The organism is Kitasatospora sp. MAA19, from assembly GCF_029894125.1.
GTDB lineage: Bacteria > Actinomycetota > Actinomycetes > Streptomycetales > Streptomycetaceae > Kitasatospora.
Window position 1 is genome coordinate 150,167 of the sequence record NZ_JARXYZ010000015.1, and the last position, 18,099, is coordinate 168,265.

Consider the following 18,099-nt stretch of genomic DNA (forward strand, 5'->3'; position numbering starts at 1 on the left):
GTCGGTGCTGTCGGGTTCGGGCGTGCGGGTCGGGGCTTGTCCGAGAGGTCGCTTCGCATCGACGCACGGGGTGCCGGACAAGCCCTGGCACCAGCGTAGGCGTAGCCCGCCGTTCACCCCAGGGGTGAGCGGCGGGCTACACATGCTGTTAACGAGACGTCAGCTCCCAGAGCCGGACCGGCATGTGGCTGACGTGGCCGCGCTCCTGCTGCCGGCGCCAGGCGCTCTCGCCGACGGAACGGAAGAAGGCCGCTCGCTGGTCCGCCGGAACCAGGCGGCTGTAGTAGTCGCCGAAGGTGGCGGCGTGGAAGTGCTCGTACCGGGCGGCGCCGTCGACGGTGACGACGGCGTCGCGCTCCAGGTGGCCGGCGACCTCGAGGTGCGGGCCGAGCACCGCCGTGAGGTCCTCGACGGTCCTGGTCCGGGTCGCGATCGGCAGCACCCCGCCGCGTTCGAGGACGCCGGGAACCTCGTCGTACGGGGTGCCGAGGGCGACCAGGGCGTCGCGGACCAGCTCGTCCTCGCCGCCGAGGCCGTGCTCGTCCCGGGCCGGGTGGTAGGTGGTGAGCAGGAACCGGCCGCCGGGGGCCAGGTGCGCGGCGGCCCAGGCGAAGATCCGCGCCTCGTCCGGGTACAGCCAGTGCAGCACCGAGGTCTGGGTGATCACCTCGGCCCGGAACGGCAGCGGCTCGGGCACGGTGAGGTCGGCCCGGTGCAGGGCGACCCGGTCGCCGTACGGCCGGAGCCGGGCGGCGGCCTCGGCGATGCGGTGTTCGGAGCGCTCCAGGCCGACGGCGCGCCGCAGGGAGGGGAAGCGTTCCAGCGCGGACTGCAGCAACTGGCCGATCCCGCTGCCGAGGTCGATCAGGGACTCGGGGGCACCGGTGACCTGGTCGAGCACCCAGTCGCGGTCCTGGACCTGGCGCAGCCGGCTGGCGTCGGCGTACCCCGCGAGGGTACGGGCCTGGATCTCGACGGCGGACGTGCTCACGGCTGCTTCTCCTCGACGGTGGCGGGCTGTGCGGTGGACGGCTGTGCGGTGGCGGACTGTTGTGCGGCGGGCTGGTGTGCCGCGGGCTGCTCCGCGGCGGTCCCGTCGACCAGCTGCAGCAGCCGCTCGCGGGCGGCGCTCTGGTCGTAGCGCTTGAAGATGTTGATCCGGTTGCGGGCCAGGTCGCCCCGGTGCACGTACTCGTAGAGGTCCTGGCGCTGCCCGAAGCCGTCGCCGGTCAGCTCCCAGGCGATCCGGAACAGCCGGGACTTGCGTTCGGCGTCGATGTCCCGGCCGCGCATGTAGCGGTCCAGGTGCGGGCGCAGCCGGGGGTTGGCGAGGTCGCCGGCGGTGGGCTGGATGAGCAGCCCCGAGGCGCCGATCCGGCGGACGATCTCGACCGCGCTGCCGGCCACCTCGGCCGACCAGACCCGGGAGGCCGCCGTGTCGCCGGGGGCGAACAGACCGCCGTCGGTGACGCCGCCGCGGGCTTCGGCGGCGTCCAGGAAGTACTCGGTCAGCTCGGCGTACCCGGCGAGCCGCCCGAGGTCCTCCTGGATGTTGCGGAAGCCGTCGACGCCGATCGACTCGGCGACCAGGGTGGCGCCGGCGAGCAGGGTCCGCAGCCGTTCGCGGTAGCGGATGTGGCCGACGTAGGCGCTCCAGGCGTTGATCCGGCCGAGGCCGGTCCGCGCCAGGTCCGCGTTGCGCAGCAGGAAGACGCGGTCCCAGGGCACCAGGACGTCGTCGAAGAAGAGCATCGCGTCCTGCTCGTCGAACCGCGCGCCGAGCGGGTGGGCGTGGCCCCAGGAGGCGCTGCCGAGCGGTTCGCGGGCGAGGGTGATCAGTCCGGGGGTGTTGAGCGGCAGCGCGAACCAGACCACGAACTCCTCGCCCCGGCCCTCGGTGAACGAGGCCGAGAGGTAGACCAGCACCTCGTGGGCGAGCGGGGCGAGCGTGGTGAGCTGTTTGGCGCCGCGCACCACGATGCCCTTGTCGTTCTCCGCCAGGACGCGCAGGGCGAGGTCGGGGTCGTCCAGCGGGTTGGCGGAGCGGTCGATCTGGGGGTCGCCGAGGGCGTGCGACAGGACCAGGTCGTTGGTGGCGCAGTGGCGGTACCACGCCTCGGCGTTGGCGCCGAAGCGCGGGTCGGCCTCGGCCAGCCGGTGCCGGAAGTCGTAGACGCCGACGGCGATCGAGGCCATGAAGGCGGGCGAGCGGCCCTGCTGTCCGAGCGCCTCGGCGTGCCACAACTCGGCGCTCCGGCGCTGGACCCGGAGGTCCTCCAGGGTGCGCGGGGGCTGGTAGGCACGGGCCAGCCGCAGGCCGCTGTCCGGGTCCTCCCAGGTCAGCAGGGAGCGGTGGGCGGGGTCGTGCTGGAGGTCGAGCAGGCGGGCCAGCTCGTCCACGGCCGGGCGGAACGCGGGGTGCTCGGCGGGGTTCGCGATGCGCTGACCGTCGAGGTAGAGCTCGCGGCCGTCGTCCAGTTCGGCCCGGTACCGGTCGCCGGTCAGCAGGCCGCGGGCGGTGGCGGGCGCGCCGCGACCGGGGATGGTGTCCAGCAGTGTCATGCGCCAACTCCGGTTGTGTTCAAGGGGGTCGGGGCCAGTACGCGGTACTGGCCGTCGTGGTAGAGCAGGGGGTCGCCGGCACCTCGGTCCGCCGCGGCGACCCGGCCGACCAGGATGGTGTGGTCGCCGCCGGGGAGGGTGCCGTGCAGCCCGCAGTCGAACCAGGCCAGGGCGTCCTCGACGAGCGGGGCGCCGGTGGCCACGGTCCGCATCGGCACCGCGGTGAACCCGCCGAGCGCACGCCCCGCCCCGGGGGTGGCGAACCGCCGGGCCACACTCGGCTGACGGTCCGTCAACACCGAGAGGCCGAACCGTCCGGAGGCGCGGACCGCGGCCACGAGCGGGCTGCGCCGACTGACCGCGACGGTGACCAGCAGCGGGTCGAGGGAGAGGGTGCTGAAGGAGGAGACCGTCTTGGCGAAGACCTCCTCGCCCGCGCGGGTGGTGACCACCGCGACCCCGGTGGTCCAGCCGCGGGAGGCGGCCCGGAAGGCCTCCTCGGCGGCCTGCGCGGTGGCCTTCGCCGTGGTCGCGGTCGGGGCGGAGCCGCTCATCGCAGCGCCACCCGGTAGGCGCGCAGCCACTCGTCGACCTGGACCAGGTGGTCGAGGCCGCCGACCGGGTTCGGCGCGGTGCGCGGGCTGGGCAACGGCCGGCCCTCGGCGAGCAGTCTGCGGACCGACTCCCGGTCCACCAGCTCGAAGACCGGCGCGTTCGGGTCGGCCAGCAGCTCGTTCGCCCGGGCCGTGAGCACCTCCGTGTAGCGGACGGCCGGGGTGGACGGGTAGCCGCTCTTGGGCCGGTCGGTGACCTGCGGCGGGAGCAGGTCCCGGACGGCGTCCCGGAGCAGTCCCTTGGCCCGCCCCTCAGGCGCCTTGAGCGCCCACGGGACGTTCCAGAGGTACTCCACCAGGCGGTGGTCGCAGAACGGCACCCGGACCTCCAGGCCGACCGACATCGACACCCGGTCCACCCGGTCCAGCAGCGGCGGGAGCCAGCGGGTGAGCGCGAGGTGGAAGACCTCGCGGATCCGCGCGTCGCCGGCCGGCTCGCCGGGCAGGCGCGACACCTCGCCGAGCGAGCGGTGGTACGCGGCGGCGGTGTACTCCTCGGGGCGCACCTCGGCCCGGACGTCCGGGCGCAGCAGGTCCGCCGGCGTGGCCTTGCCGTGCAGCCACGGGAAGGTCGGCGCGTGGACGGCGGCCGCGTCGTGGAAGTACGGGTAGCCGCCGAAGATCTCGTCCGCGGCCTCCCCGGAGAGCGCGACCGTGGAGCGCCGCCGCACCTCGCGGAAGAGCAGGTGCAGCGAGGCGTCCATCTCGCCCCAGCCGGGCCGGTCCCGGGCGCGCAGGACCGCGTCCCGGGCGTCCAGCAGGTCGTCGTCGGGCACCAGCACGGTGGTGTGCAGGGTGCCGATGTGCTCGGCGGCGGCGGCCACGTAGGGGGCGTCGCGGGTGGTCCGCCAGGCGTCCGGGGTGCGGTCGGCGCTGCCGGGGAAGTCCACCGAGAAGCTGGCGATCTTCCCCTGGCCGGCGCGCTCGCGGGCGGTCGCGGCCAGTGCGGTGACCGCACTCGAGTCGACGCCGCCGGAGAGCAGGGTGCACAGCGGCACGTCGCTGATCAGCTGCCGCTCGACGGCGTCCGCGAGCAGCTCCCGGACGGTCCGGCGGGTGGTCCCGGCGTCGTCCCGGTGCTCGGCCGGCTCCAGCCGCCAGTACCGGAACTCACGGGTGGCGCCACGACCGACGACCACCAGGTGACCGGGCCGGACCTCGTGGAGTCCGCGGAAGATCCCGTGGCCGGCGCTCGGCGCGGCGGGCAGCGCGAACAGCTCGGCGATGCCCTCGGCGTCCAGTTCGGCGCGGAACAGCGGATTGGCGAGCACCGCCTTCGGCTCGGAGCCGAACAGCACCCCGGTGGGGTGGGCGTGCCAGTACAGCGGCTTGATGCCGAGGTGGTCGCGGACCAGCAGCAGCTCCTCGTACCGGGCGTCCCACAGGGCGTAGGCGAAGATGCCGTTGAACCTGGTCGGCGCGTCCTTGCCCCACTGGAGGTGGGCCCGCAGGACCACCTCGGTGTCCGAGCGGGTCCGGAAGACGTGCCCGAGGGCCTCCAACTGCGCGCGCAGCTCCCGGTGGTTGTAGAGCTCGCCGTTGTAGCAGAGGACGGCGCCGGCGTCCGGCCCCGGGCCGTCCGCGAGCGGCTGGGCGCCGCCGTCCAGGTCGATCACGGACAGCCGGCGGTGGCCGAACGCGGCGTGCCGGGAGAGCCAGACGCCGTCCGCGTCCGGGCCGCGGCAGGCCAGGGTGGCGGTCATCTCCCGGACCGTCTGCGCCTGGTGGCGCAGATCGGTGTCCCAGTCGATCCAGCCGGTGACGCCGCACATGTCAGGACTCCCCGGGTTCGTCGGTGGCGGCGGCGGGCTCGGCCACGGCGCTGGACTCCCAGCGGCAGCCGTGGCCGGTCGGGCCGCTGGTCAGGCGGTGCGCGGGCCGGTAGCCCTTGGCGCGGATGTTCGCGGAGAGCGCGTCGGTGCAGTACGTGCAGGGCGACGCGAGGGTCAGCTGGACGCCCGTACGACGGGCCTTCTCGCGGTAGTCCCAGATCGCGCAGTGCGTGATGGTGAGCGCCGCGCGCTCGGCGCCGGGCGGCGTGTCCTCGTCGAACTCGTAGTCCGAGCCGTACAGTTCGGCCTGCCGGGCGATCCGGTGGATCGGGTCGGCGGCGCCCCGGCCGCGGTCGGGTTCGACCTCGCGGTGCACCTCGGCATTGGACCGGGCCCAGTCCCCGAGCACCTCCTCGCCGTAGCGGAGCACGAGGAAACGTTCCATCAGAGCCTGGCCCCGGAAGAACACCCGCTGCCACTCGACCGCCCGGGCGTCCGGTCCGGGCAGGTCGGCGAAGAGCTCGGACTGCAGCACGAACCAGTCGGTGAGGTGGAGTTCGTTCCCGCGTGACACCAGGTACCGCGTCAACCCGGCCTCGGCCTCGTGCAGCCGCTGCCGCCAGAGCGCGGACCGCTCGGCGTCCGCCATCGCGCGGTACGGGGACCTCGGCTGCTCCGCGCCGGAGTTCCGGTCGTTCCCGGCGGCCAGCACCGCCGTGCGCGGGCCGGCCTCGGCACCCGCCGCACCTCCGGAGCCGATCGGATCGCCGACCCTGTCGGACACACCCCCCATCGGGCCTTCTCCCTTCGGCTGAACGGTCCGTCGGACCGTCGTGTCGTCGTCGTTCCCGCCACGCTACGGAGCGGGGCGTGCGCCCCGGTAGCCCCGAACGGCGCCGCTCAGGCCCCCGATCGTCGCCTCGCGGATGCTCCGAAGGTCACCCCCGCAAGGGCGCCGGGACACGCCGGAGGGCGGGCCCCGCGTGCCGCGGGACCCGCCCTCCGGCGGTGCGTGGGGACCTGTCTTCGGCCGGACAGGCTCTAGCCGGCGAGGCCGTGCCGGTGCGCGTAGAGCGCGGCGCGCAACCGGTCGGGCTGCCCGATCTTGCGCATGGCCTGGGTGAGGTGCTTCTTCACGGTGGCCTCGGCCAGGGCGAGTTCACGCCCTATCTCGGCGTTGCTCAGCCCGAGCCCGAGTTTGACCAGCACCTCGCGCTCACGCTCGGTCAGCCCGGCCCGGGCCGGGGGCAGTTCGCCGACGTGCTGCGCGGGGGCCGTCGCGTGGGCCCGGGCCGGCGGTGGCGCCGGCAGGAACACCGAGCCACCGGCCGCCGCGAGTTGGACCGCGCCGATGATCCGGTCCTCGGCCAGGTCGAGCGGGAAGCACCCGCTGGCCCCGGCCAGCAGCATCCGGCTCGCCTCGGCGGTCGACTCGGCCCGGCGCAGCAGCAGCACCCGGGCGGCGGGCGCCGCGTCCGGGCCTCGTAACGCCACCACGGCGGCGAGATCCTCCTCCAGGCTCGCGCCGCGGCCGAGCAGGATGACGTCCGGTGCGATGCGGCCCACGGCCGCCACCGCGCGCAGCCGGTCACCGGTGGACCCGACCACCGCCAGTCCGGGCACCGTGGCCAGCACGCTGCGCAGCCCGGCGCTGGCCACCGAGTGCCGCTCGACCAGGAACACCCGGGCGGCCTCGGTGCGGCCGCGGCGCTCCTCCACGCACATCGGATGGCCGCACCCGCACCCGGCCGCGGCCAGCCCGGCCGACCGCGGCGGGGCCGTCTCGGCCAGCAACTGGTGACCGGCGATCAGGTCGAGCGGATTGTCGATCTCGGTGTGCAACCGGGACGCGCCCGCGGCGGGTGCGTCCACCGGGGTGGCGCCACCGCAGGCCCCGCGCCGGGCGGGGAGCCGGCGGCCGCGCGGGCCGGCCGGAACGGCGAGTTTGCTCACTGCTGCCATCCGGCACCTCCGGAGGAGGAGGCAGGACGTCTGAGGTACGGCATGGCGATTCGGTCCCCTTGCTGGTGGCGGGCCGGCCCCATGGGCACGGTGTGCTGCGGCGAGGATCCCCCGAGGACGCGGACGGGCGTCGGCCGCGGAATCCGGGACTGGGGAGAAGCGCCGACCGCGGCGGCTTGAACCGGGGCGGTCAGCGCGTTGCGCGCGGTCGACAGAGCTCGTCGAAACACCTTCGGTGCCACGAGCCGCCGATCCCGACCAGGGTGATGTCGGTCCGCCGAATAGCCATGCGGGGAACCCTAGGTCCGGTTCCTTGTGCAGGTCAAGGATGGGACCGGGCCTCGGCGTCCTGGGCAGCGGCGGTCCTGGTACCGCGGATGCTGTGACCGGAAGTAACAGCATCAAGTGCTGACTGGCTGTCCGGGCCACCCGTCCGCAACCCTCCTTCCAGCGGCTGCAGCTGCCGGAGCGTCATCGACGCCCCACGGAGCGCCCGACCGGGGCCCGTACCCGAGGCCCCGCACCCGGGGCCCGCAACCCGAGTCGCCCGAACACGGCCACCGCCCCACGGCGAACGGCCTCCCCGGGCCCGGTGCGGCGGCCCGGCACCGCGGGTGCCGCCGGTCGCAGCCCCGACGACCCGATCCGAACCGCCCTCCCCCGGAAGGACCACCAGAACCATGCCCGCCCCGCCCAGCCGGCCCGCCGCCGGCCAGTCCGGCGCCTCGCCCCGGAGGGCCGGCGGGTGACCCGATTCCTACTGCGCCGGCTCCTGCTGGCCGTGCCGACACTGCTCGGCGTCACCGCCGTCGTCTTCGCGACGGTCGCGCTGGTCCCCGGCGACCCGGTCGCCGCCTTCCTCGGCCCGGGCGCACCGCCCGAGGCCCGCCGCGAACTCACCGAACGGCTCGGCCTGGAGCAGCCGTTGCCCGTCCGCTACGCCGACTGGCTCGGACACGCGCTCACCGGCGACCTCGGCACCTCCATCTCCGGTCAGCGCCCGGTAGCCGACCTCCTGCTCCCCGCGCTCGGCCAGACCCTGACCCTGACCGCGGCCGCGTTCCTGCTGGTGCTGGCCGGCGGGGTGGCGCTCGGCGCCCTCGGCGCGCTGCGCCCGCGCAGCGCCGGCGGGCGGATCTCCGGCGCGCTGTCCGCCCTCGCGGTCTCCGCCCCGCAGTACTCGGTGGCCCTGCTGCTGATCGCCGTCTTCGCCGTCGGCCTGCGCTGGCTGCCGGCCGGCGGCACGCACGACGTGTTCGGCGACGGCGGCCCGATCGACCTGGCCCGCCACCTGATCCTGCCGGCCGTCGCCGCCGCGCTCGTCCCGCTCGGGCTCACCGCGCGGGTGTTCCGGGCCGCGCTGGGCGGCGTGCTGGCCGGCGAACTGGCCGACTCGCTGCGCGCCCGCGGCCTGCGCCCGGCCGCCGTGCTGCGGCACTGCGTGCACAACGCCTCGCCGGCGCTGCTGACCATCGGCGGCCTGCAACTCGCCTACCTCCTGGAGGGGGTGATCTTCGTGGAGACCCTGTTCGCCTGGCCCGGCATCGGCCGGCTGCTCTACGACGCTCTCACCGCCCGCGACCTGCCCCTGGTGCAGGGCGGGGTGCTGATGGTGGCGGTCGCGTTCGTCGGCGTCAACATCCTGGTGGACGCGGCGCACGCGGTGATCGACCCGCGAGTAAGGAACTGATGTGACGTCACGTGTCCTCGGCCGAGCCAACCTCGGTCTGACCTTCCCCGCCGCCCTCGCGGCGCTCCTGCTCCTGCTCGCGCTCGCCGCGCCTCTGGTGGCCCCGGACGACCCGGCCGCCGGACGGCTGGCGGACCGGCTGCTCGACCCCGGCAGCCCCGGCCACCCGCTCGGCACCGACGGCCAGGGCCGCGACCTGCTCAGTCGGCTCATCTGGGCCGGGCGCGCCTCGCTCACCGGCGGGTTCGTGCCGGTCGCGGTGGCCGCCGTCGCCGGCACGCTGCTCGGGGTGGTGGCCGGGCTCGGCGGCCGGACCACCGAGCAGGCCCTGCTGCGCCTGCTGGACGTGCTCTACGCCTTCCCCGGGGTGCTGCTGGCGATCGCCGTCGCCTCGCTGCTCACCCCCGGCCTGGGCGCGACCGTGCTCGCGCTCTCGGTGGTGCTCACCCCCGCGGTGGCGCGGGTCGCGTTCACCGAGACCCGGCGGGTCCGGAGCGCCGAGTACCTGGCGGCCGCCCGGGTCAGCGGCGCCGGCTGGGGGGCGCTGGTCCTCCGACAGGTCGCCCCGGTGGTGGCCCCGGTGGTCCTGGTGTACGCGTCCTCGCTGGTCGGGCTCGCCATCATGTACGCCGCCGGGCTGTCCTTCCTCGGGCTCGGGGTCGCCCCGCCCACCGCCGAGTGGGGCGCGATGCTGGAGGAACTGCGACCGTCCCTGCTCACCCACCCCTGGGTGGCGGTGCAGCCGGCCCTCGTCATCCTCGTCGTCTCGGTCGTCTTCAACACCCTCGGCGAGGCGTTGCGCACCCGCATCGGCGACACCGCCGCCCAACTGCCGCCGTCGGCCCCCGCGATGGCGGGCCGGCTCCCCCGGCCGATCGCCGCGAAGCGGGTGGGCGTATGAGCGCGCTGCTGGAGGTCGACGGCCTGACCGTCGAGTACCCCGGCGGGGCCCAGGCCGTCGACGGCGTGTCCCTCGCCCTTCCCGCCGGCCAGGCCCTGGTCCTGCTCGGCGAGTCCGGCAGCGGGAAGACGACCGTCGCCCGCACGGTGCTCGGGCTGCCCGGGCACGGCGCCGCCGTCACCGGAGCCGTCCGGCTGGCCGGGACCGACCTGCGGGCGCTCGGCGAACGCGAGCTGGCCGACGTCCGCGGCCGGCGGATCGGCTACGTGCCGCAGGACCCGACCGCCTCCCTCGACCCGCTGCGCCGGATCGGCCCGCAGCTCGCCGAGGTGCTGCGCCGGCACGGGATCGCGAGCGGCCGCCGGGCCGCCCGTGAGGCCGTCCCCGGGCTGCTCGCCACCGCCGGCGTACCCGACCCGGAGCGGGTCGCCCGGGCGTACCCGCACGAACTCTCCGGCGGCCTGCGCCAGCGCGCCGCGATCGCCCTCGCGATCTGCTGCGGACCGGAACTGCTGATCGCCGACGAGCCGACCACCGCGCTCGACGCGCTGGTCCGCGGCCGGATCCTGGACCTGTTCACCACCCTGCGCGCCGACTGCGGCATCGCGCTGGTGCTGGTCACCCACGACCTCACGGTGGCCCGCCGGATCGGCGGCACCGTCGCGGTCATGCGGGCCGGCCGGATCGTCGAGCTCGGCCCCGCCGACCGGGTGCTCGGGGAACCCGAACACGCCTTCACCGCCGCTCTGGTGGCCGCCGAACCGGGAGCCCGCCGATGAACACCCACGCCCGAGCAGAGGCCCACGCCCACGCACAGACCCACGCCCAAACACAGGCCCACGCCCCGGCACAGACCCACGTCCACGCCCAAACACAGACCAACGTCCACGCCCAAGCCCGTGGGCACGCCCGCGCCCTGCCGGTTGCGGCTCGGACCTCGCCCGACCCGGCCCCCGCCCTGCTCGTCGTCGACGCCGTCACCAAGCGCTACGGTGACCGGAGCGCCCTGGACGGCGTCAGCCTCTGCGTCGCGCCGGGCGAGACCGTCGGCCTGGTCGGCGAGTCGGGCTCCGGAAAGTCCACCCTGGCCCGCCTCGCCCTCGGTCTGCTGTCCCCCGACTCCGGCAGCGTCCGCTTCGCCGGCCGCGATCCGTACCGGCTGCGCGGCCGCGCCGACCGCGCGCTGCGGGGCCGGCTGCAGTTCGTCCCGCAGAACCCGCGCGGATCGCTCAACCCGAGCCTGCGGGCCGGGGAGGCGGTCGCCTTCGCGCTCCGGCTGCACGGCACGCCACGCGCCGAGCGCGCCGCGGCCGTCGCCCGGCTCTTCGCGCAGGTCGGCCTGGAGCCCGCGCTCGCCGCCCGCTACCCGCGCGAGCTGTCCGGCGGGCAGCTCCAGCGGGTGGCCGTCGCCCGGGCCCTGGCCACCGAGCCGGACCTGGTGGTCTGCGACGAGCCGACCTCCGCCCTGGACCGGAGCGTGCAGGCCCGCCTGCTCGATCTGCTGACCGACCTGCAGGAACGCACGGGCCTGGCCTACTTGTTCATCTCCCACGACCTCGCCGTCGTCCGGCACCTCGCCCACCGGGTGCTGGTGCTGCGGCACGGCCGGGTGGTCGAGGAGGGCCCCACCGATCTCCTCTGGGACTCCCCCGCGCACCCGTACACCCGGGCCCTGCTGGAGGCCGCCGGCGGCGGTTCCGGAGCGCCGTAGCGCGCTTCCCGCTCGGTACCGCCGGAGCTCCGTACCACCGGAGCTCCGTACCGCCGAAATCCCGTACCGCTCGAACCCCGCACCACTGAAACCCCGCACCACCGAACCGACGAGGAATCGCCATGACGCGCACCGCCCGGATCCGCACCAGAGCCGTCGCCCTGCCGGCCGCCGCCGTCCTGCTCACGGCGGCAGCCGGCTGCGCCGGGTCCAGCGGCGGCTCCGCGGGAGCGGGCGGCGGCAACGGCCACGGCGGCACCCTGGTCATCGGGGCCACCGGCAAACTCCCCAACCCCGACACCGTGATCGGCGGCGCCGGCTTCGAGGGCAAGCGGCTGGTCTCCTTCCAGCTCTACGAGGGCCTCACCCGGTACGAGCTGCTCAAGGACACCGACAAGCCGCCGGTCGTCACCGGCGCCCTGGCCACCGACTGGCAGGTCGCCGCCGACGCCAGGACCTGGACCTTCACCCTCCGCAAGGGCGTCACGTTCCAGGACGGCACCCCGTTCGACGCCGACGCCGTGATCTTCAACCTGGCCCGCTACCTCGACAAGAAGAGCCCCGAGTACACCGACGCCCTCGGCGCCGCCGCCGCCGAGTACGCGGGCGACATCGCCTCGTACCGCAAGACCGACGCCGACCACGTCGAACTGGTCACCAAGGACCCCAACGGCCACTTCCCCGAGGACCTCGCGCACGTCCTGATCGCGAGCCCCACCGCCGTCCGCGGCACCGGTTCGGCGCACTTCTCCCAGCACCCGGTCGGCACCGGCCCGTTCTCCTTCGTCTCGCAGACCGAGGGCCAGCAGATCGAGCTGGCCGCCAACAAGGACTACTGGCGCGGCGCCCCCAAGCTCGACCGGCTCGTGATCAAGGCCCTGCCGGACGCCGCGGCCCGCACCGCGGCCCTGCGCTCCGGCGGCGTGAACTGGATCGAGTACCCGAACCCGGACGACATCGACAGCCTCAAGGCCGACGGCGTGCAGATCGCCACGAACAGCTACGACCACCTCTGGTACTGGATCCTGGACACCTCGAAGGCGCCCTGGAACAACCCGCTGGTCCGCAAGGCCGCCAACTACGCGATCGACCGCAAGGCGATCGCCGAGAAGCTGCTGCACGGCACCGCCGACCCCGCCTACCAGACCGCGCCGCGCGCCACCGCCGCCTATGACCCCGCCGAGGACGTCTACTCCTACGACCCGGCCAAGGCACGGCAGTTGCTCACCGAGGCCGGCGTCCCGAACGGGTTCAGCACCTCCGTCACCGTGCCCACCGGCGGCAGCGGCAACCTGCTGCCGGTGCCGATCGCCGAGGCGCTCCAGCGGGACCTCGCCGCCGTCGGCATCAAGGTCGAGCTGCGCACGACCGACTGGACCACGCTGATCGGCGCCGAGGCCAAGGGCGAGGTGGCGCTCGGCTCCGACGCCGTCGCCCAGTCCACCACGCTGTTCCAGTCCGAGGCGCTGCTTCCGCTGTTCCTCGGGTCCAAGAGCCCGTTCTGGACCGGCCACTACGCCAACCCGCAGGTCGACGAGCTGCTCGCCTCCTCGGCCGCCAACGCCGACCAGGCCGCCCGGCAGGCCGGGTACCGCACGGCGCTCTCGCTGGTCACCCAGGACGCACCCTGGCTGTTCGTGGTCAACGACCGCAATCCACGGGCCCTCTCGCCGAAGGTCCAGGGGCTGGTTCAGCCGCAGTCCTGGTTCCTCGACCTGACCACGGTGTGGGTCCGCTGACCCCGGGCACCACCCCCGCTAACCCCGTACACTCCCTCCGCGCACCGAGCACCACAGGAAGGACGGCCATCCCGATGACCGCCCCGCACCGGCCCCACCACCACACCGGGATCGTCCCGCCCGACGCCCCGCACGGCACCGGGCCCGCCGCGCCGCCCAAGTGGGGCATCACCCTCCCCCTGCCCGGCCTCACCATCGACCGGCACCGGTTCCTGGTCGAGCGGCTTCCCGACCTCGGCTACACCGACGTGTGGAGCGCCGAGGGCGGCGGCACCGACGCGTTCACCCCGCTGGCCGCCACCGCGGCCTGGTCCCCGACGCTGCGGATCGGCACCGGCATCGTTCCGGTGCACACCCGCGGCCCGGCCGTGCTCGCCCAGACCGCCGCGACGCTCGCCCAACTCGCCCCGGGCCGGCTCCTGCTGGGCATCGGCGCCTCCGTCCCCGCACACGTCACCGACATCAACGGCATCCCGTTCGACGAGCCGTTCAAGCGCACCCGGGACGTGCTGCGGTTCGTCACCCGGGCGCTGCGCGGCGAGTACGTCTCGGGCGGGTTCGACACCTTCGACATCACCGGCTACCGGCTGCCGCACCCTCCGGCCGAACCGGTCAAGGTGATCCTGGGCGCGCTGCGGCCCAACATGCTCCGGCTCGGCTTCAACGAGGGCGACGGCGCCATCACCAACCTGCTGTTCCCGCACGACGTGCCGAAGATCCTGGACGCCGTCGGTCCGCAGCCGCCCGGGAAGGAACTGGTGGTCAAGGTCTTCGTCTGCCCCACCGAGGACACCGACTACGCCCACCGCGCCACCCGCCCGTTCCTGGCCTGGATCCTCAACCGCGAGCCGTACCGCAAGTTCCACGAGTGGCTGGGCCACGGCGACCTGCTCGCCGAGACCCACCGTCTCTGGGCCGCCGGCGACCCGGAGGGCGCCCAGAAGGCGCTGCCCGACGAGGTCGTCGACGGACTGTTCGTCAGCGGCTCGCCGGAGGAGTGCCGGGAGCGCATCCTCGCCTACCACCGCCCCGGCGTCACCACGATCCAGCTGTACGTGTCGCTGCCGCCCGAGGTGTTCGTCAGCCGGGCCAAGCTGCTCGACACCCTGGCCCGGCTCGGCCCGGCCGCCCACTGACCGTCGCCCTGCACCGCATCCGTCCTGCACCCCATTCGTCCTCACCGCATCCGTCCTCACAGCCCGAGGAGAGCCGTGCCCCTCGAAATCCGCGGCGGGGTTCGCGCCGCACCCGTACCCGGCCGCACCCCGCAGGAGCGCCAGGCGCTGCGCTGGGCCCCCGACGGCCGCGACCGCACCGCCGACCCCGAGCACGTCGCCCGCACCGCGCGGGAGAACGAGGAGGACGGGCTGGACAGCGCCCTGGTGGTGCAGTCCAGCTCGTGGCCCGACCCGTGGCTGGTCGCCTCGTGGGCCCTCGCCGCCACCAAACGGCTCCGCATCGCGGTCGCCCACCGCGTCGGCACCACCGCGCCGACCGTGGCCGCCCGCTCCCTGGCGACCCTGGACCGGCTCTCCGGCGGGCGGGCGGCGGCCCACGTCATCATCGGCTCCAGCGACCACGACACGGCCCGCGACGGCGATCTCCTGGACAAGCAGGACCGCTACCGCAGGGCCGACGAGTACCTCGACCTGTTCACCCGCTACCTGGCCGCCGACCAGGACATCGCCCACAAGGGCGAGTTCTACACCGTGGCCGCCGCCCGCCCCGGCCTGCACCCGAGACCGGGCGGCGAGCTGGTCTCCTTCGGCGGCTCGTCACCACAGGGCCTCGACCTGGCGGCCCGCTACGCGGAGGTGTACGCCGTCAGCCCGCTGCCCCTGCCGGACACCCGCCGGCGGATCGCCCAGGTCCGCGCCGCAGCCGCCGCACACGGCCGTACCCTGCGGATCTGGCGGCACGTCACCCTCGTCCTCGCCGACACCGACGAGGCGGCCCGCGACCGCGTCCGCCAGCTGCGCCGCGACGCCCTGCGCCTCACCGCCGGTGGCGGCGGCGGGCGCTGGGCGGAAGCCGTCCAGCTCGACCGGGACCGCGAGCGCGGCCGCTCCGACCCGTCCCGCGGCGACGAGCAGGTGGCCGCCTACGTCCGCCGCTCCCTCACCGCCGCCTACGCCGGCTCCCCCGCCACCGTCGCCGCCCGCATCGGCCTCCTCCGCTCGGCGGGCGTGGACATCGTCCAACTCGACCTCCCCGTCGAAACCGACCACGACCGCGACCTCCGCCGCACCCTCATCCGCCACCTCCGCACCGGCCGCGGCACCCCCGCCGACCGCCGCATCTGGTAACCCGCGCCCTTGCCCCGGGCGCCCCCGCCGTTCTCGCCTCCGCCCACCGTCCGCCCCTCAGGCCGCGGTACCGGGCGTACGAGGCCTCGGGGGCGCGCACCGGCGCGGTTGCTGAGGGGCACCACGGGACGGGCCCGCACCGACAGCCCGGGCCCGCACCGACAGTCCGGCAGGGAAGCCAGGACATCGCATCGGCACGGGCCCGGTCGGGTCAGGGGAGGTGGCCCCTGGTGGAGGTCTACTGCCAGGCGTCGTTGACCGTGGCCGCGTAGCGGTCGTTGTTCGTCAGCGGGTTGAGGCCGAGTGCGCCGTCGATGGTGCGCAGCAGGCCGTACTGGTCGGTGCGCTGGTTCGACTGGTAGCCGGTCTTGACGGTGTTCTGCGAGCCGAGCAGCAGGGTCGGGGTCCGGTTGGGGTAGCTCGGGCCGTAGGCCTTGGTCGCGCCCTCGTCCCAGGTCAGGATCAGCAGCGAGCGCTGGGTGGTCCACGCGGGCGAGTTGAGGATGGTCGGCAGGGTCTGCTTGAGCCAGTTGTCGCCGGAGGTGACGCCGCAGGCCTCCATGTCGGTGCAGTCGTCGGCGGCGAACCAGGCGAAGTTCGGGGTGGTCGCCGTGGATCGCAGGTCGGCGGTCATCTGGGTGAGCGGCTGCATGTGCGCCTGGCAGTAGGCGGCGTTGCTCTTCATGTTCTGGAAGTAGTAGAACGGGGCGTCGTCCGGCGCGTAGTAGCCGTGGCTCGACGTGTCGCAGTTGCCGTTCGCGCCGTCCAGGTACTCCTTCCAGGTCTTGCCGGCCTGTTCCACCGAGTTGCCCAGGTGCGGGGCGTTGATGGTGGTGGTCGAGACGCTGTTGTCGGTCAGCCCGTACAGGCCGCCTCCGGCCAGTGCGACGTAGTTCGGGTCGCTCGGGTGGGTGGTGGCGAACGACTTGGTCAACGACGTCGCCTGCGGGAGCAGGCTGTTGATGTACGGGGCCTGCGAGGTGTTGCCGATGATGTTCTCGTAGTCCTGGTTCTCCATGTAGACCAGGAAGACGTGGTCATAGCCGGGAACCGAGTTGACCGGAGCGGTCAGTACCGGGGTCGGCACCGCCGTGGTCAGGGTGAGCGAGAGGTTGTCGGCGTATCCGTCGGTGGTGTTGCCGGCCGTCCAGGTGAAGGCCAGGTCGACCTTGATCGAGCGGGTGCCGGCCGGGACCGTGCCGGTGGCCGTACGCTGCAGGAGCGCGGTGGCCAGGCCTCGGTCGGTGCTGGTCACCGGGGCGATCTGGGCGGTGGAGAGGGTGGCGCCGCCGGCGTTCAGGAAGGTGGCGGTCAGGCCGACCCGGTCGTTCTGTGCGGCGTAGCCGCCGAGCCAGCCGGAGAGGTTGTAGCCGACGGTGCCGGTGTCGATCGACTGCGCGGCCGCCGAGACGTCGACGCTCTGGGAGAGACCGGAGTTGCCGGTGGCGCCACCGGCGAAGAACGCGGCCCCGCGGCCGGTCGGGCCCGGGGTGCTCGCGTCGGGGTAGCCGCTGGCGCCGTAGCAGACCAGGTTCGGCATGCCGCTGGTGATCGTCCAGCCCGGGACGGTCATGCCGTCCAGGCCGTTGGGCGAGCAGATCGCGACGGACTCGGCACCGGGGTCGACCAGCAGGTTGTCGCTGGTGATGGAGCCGACGGCCGCGCCGGCCCACTGCTGGTTGGCCTGACCGCTGCCACAGGCCCACAGATCGACCCGGGTGCCATCGGTGGAGCTGCCGCCGAAGACGTCCAGGCAGAGGCCGGAGACCGGGTTGACCAGCGCGGTCCCCCGCACCGCCCACTGCTGGCGGGCCTGGCCGTTGCAGGTGTACAGGTCGGCGTAGGTGCCCGCGGCGGTGCCGCCGGCGGTGGCGTCCAGGCACTTGCCGAGCGTACGGATGGTGCCGTCACCCGGCAGGGTCCAGGTCTGGTTGTCGGCGCCGGTGCAGTGCCACAGGATGATCTGGTTGCCGTCGGCGGTGCCGGCACCGGAGTCGTCCAGGCACTTGCCGGCCAGGCCGGTGATCGGGCTCGACACGGCGGCGGCCTGCGCGGCCGGAGCCGCCACGAAGGCGCCGACCAGGGCGACCAGACAGGAGATGACCGCCGTCAGGGCTGTGGCGCGAACGCGCCCGGGAAGTCTGTGCAGTGGCATGGCGAAGCCTCTCGACACATGGGTTCTGGGAGCACGGAACAGAGTGGTGCGAGGGTGGGGCGGAGACATGCTGGGGAGCACACCTGTATAGCCAACATCGCCGAGGCAGCCCTAGTATGACGATCAGGCGGACTTTGGGGGCGAAGTTGTCCGAACAAGTACCCCGCCGCCACGGCCGGGCCCGCGCGGCCTCCGCGCTCCTTCCCGCCACACGCCCCCGACCCGCACCCCCGGATGTCGCACCACCCCGCACGGCCCCGATCACGACGCGCCGACCACCACCCGTACAACGCCCGTTGGACCGCGCCCCGGGGGAGTCTCCGGCCTCGTCCGCCCGCCTCAGTCGACGGCGGTCACAGAGCCGCCAGGGCTGCCTCCAGGTCGTCCAGGCCCAGGGAGCCCTGGCGCAGGGCCTCCATGTGCCAGCGCTTGAGGTCGACAATGCCCTCCGTCAGCGTGGCCCGGTAACCGTCCAGCGCGGCGGGCAGGTTGCGCAGTCGGCCCAGGACCGGGGCCCAGTCGTCGTCCTCGGCGGCGGGCATCATCGTGAAGATGCTCCGGAGCTGGTGCACCGGCGTGTGCAGGTTCCGCACGGCACGGAAGCTCTCGGCGGCGCTGCGCCGCGAAGTCGACGCGGACCAGACCGAAGCGCTGACTGACCCCCTCGGCCCGTCGAACAGGCTGTCA

15 protein-coding genes are annotated in these 18,099 nt (G+C 74.3%); 7 read left to right on the plus strand and 8 right to left on the minus strand.

What is annotated here, in order from left to right; all coding sequences use genetic code 11:
- Positions 1–148 precede the first annotated feature (148 nt).
- From P3T27_RS23295 to P3T27_RS23320, 6 genes are all read right to left on the minus strand, one after another.
- Positions 149–991: a class I SAM-dependent methyltransferase gene (locus tag P3T27_RS23295; protein WP_280681512.1), complete on the minus strand. Its 843-nt coding sequence runs from the start codon at positions 989–991 to the stop codon at positions 149–151.
- On the minus strand, positions 988–2,562 hold the full coding sequence (locus P3T27_RS23300) for a 4-hydroxyphenylacetate 3-hydroxylase N-terminal domain-containing protein (protein ID WP_280681514.1): 1,575 nt from the start codon (positions 2,560–2,562) through the stop codon (positions 988–990). The genes P3T27_RS23295 and P3T27_RS23300 overlap by 4 nt, the downstream gene beginning before the upstream one ends.
- Positions 2,559–3,116, minus strand: coding sequence for a flavin reductase family protein (locus P3T27_RS23305; RefSeq protein WP_280681516.1), 558 nt, complete (start codon positions 3,114–3,116; stop codon positions 2,559–2,561). Before P3T27_RS23305 ends, P3T27_RS23300 begins: the two co-directional genes overlap by 4 nt.
- Positions 3,113–4,948, minus strand: coding sequence for an asparagine synthase (glutamine-hydrolyzing) (gene asnB / locus P3T27_RS23310; protein WP_280681519.1), 1,836 nt, complete (start codon positions 4,946–4,948; stop codon positions 3,113–3,115). The genes P3T27_RS23305 and asnB overlap by 4 nt, the downstream gene beginning before the upstream one ends.
- Position 4,949: 1 nt before the next feature.
- Positions 4,950–5,741 (minus strand): hypothetical protein, encoded by a 792-nt coding sequence (locus P3T27_RS23315; RefSeq protein WP_280681521.1) that lies wholly within the window; start codon positions 5,739–5,741, stop codon positions 4,950–4,952.
- 248 nt (positions 5,742–5,989) lie between these two features.
- The gene (locus P3T27_RS23320; protein WP_280681526.1) at positions 5,990–6,910 is read right to left on the minus strand and encodes a response regulator transcription factor; all 921 of its coding nucleotides are present in this window, start codon (positions 6,908–6,910) and stop codon (positions 5,990–5,992) included.
- Between the two features lie 745 nt (positions 6,911–7,655).
- Between P3T27_RS23320 and P3T27_RS23325 the strand changes: the two genes are divergently transcribed.
- The 7 genes from P3T27_RS23325 to P3T27_RS23355 all read left to right on the plus strand — a co-directional run bounded on the left by P3T27_RS23325 (position 7,656) and on the right by P3T27_RS23355 (position 15,257).
- Positions 7,656–8,600, plus strand: coding sequence for an ABC transporter permease (locus P3T27_RS23325; RefSeq protein WP_280681530.1), 945 nt, complete (start codon positions 7,656–7,658; stop codon positions 8,598–8,600).
- A 1-nt stretch (position 8,601) separates the two neighbouring features.
- Entirely contained in the window at positions 8,602–9,501 is a 900-nt protein-coding gene (locus P3T27_RS23330) for an ABC transporter permease (RefSeq protein ID WP_280681531.1), read from the plus strand.
- On the plus strand, positions 9,498–10,280 hold the full coding sequence (locus P3T27_RS23335; RefSeq protein WP_280681532.1) for an ABC transporter ATP-binding protein: 783 nt from the start codon (positions 9,498–9,500) through the stop codon (positions 10,278–10,280). The genes P3T27_RS23330 and P3T27_RS23335 overlap by 4 nt, the downstream gene beginning before the upstream one ends.
- A complete protein-coding gene (locus P3T27_RS23340; RefSeq protein WP_280681534.1) occupies positions 10,277–11,212 on the plus strand; it encodes an ABC transporter ATP-binding protein in 936 nt (311 codons plus the stop codon). Before P3T27_RS23335 ends, P3T27_RS23340 begins: the two co-directional genes overlap by 4 nt.
- Before the next feature lie 122 nt (positions 11,213–11,334).
- Positions 11,335–12,951, plus strand: coding sequence for an ABC transporter substrate-binding protein (locus P3T27_RS23345; RefSeq protein ID WP_280681537.1), 1,617 nt, complete (start codon positions 11,335–11,337; stop codon positions 12,949–12,951).
- 74 nt (positions 12,952–13,025) lie between these two features.
- Positions 13,026–14,087 carry an LLM class F420-dependent oxidoreductase gene (locus P3T27_RS23350; protein WP_280681538.1) on the plus strand — a complete coding sequence of 354 codons (1,062 nt, stop codon included), beginning with the start codon at positions 13,026–13,028 and terminating at the stop codon, positions 14,085–14,087.
- A gap of 75 nt (positions 14,088–14,162) precedes the next feature.
- Entirely contained in the window at positions 14,163–15,257 is a 1,095-nt protein-coding gene (locus tag P3T27_RS23355) for an LLM class flavin-dependent oxidoreductase (RefSeq protein WP_280681540.1), read from the plus strand.
- 238 nt (positions 15,258–15,495) lie between these two features.
- Here P3T27_RS23355 and P3T27_RS23360 read toward each other — a convergent pair whose 3' ends face one another.
- Complete coding sequence (locus tag P3T27_RS23360; protein ID WP_280681542.1) at positions 15,496–17,412, minus strand: ricin-type beta-trefoil lectin domain protein; 1,917 nt, start codon at positions 17,410–17,412, stop codon at positions 15,496–15,498.
- 353 nt (positions 17,413–17,765) lie between these two features.
- Positions 17,766–18,092, minus strand: coding sequence for a DUF885 family protein (locus P3T27_RS23365; protein WP_280681604.1), 327 nt, complete (start codon positions 18,090–18,092; stop codon positions 17,766–17,768).
- Between the last annotated feature and the right edge of the window lie 7 nt (positions 18,093–18,099).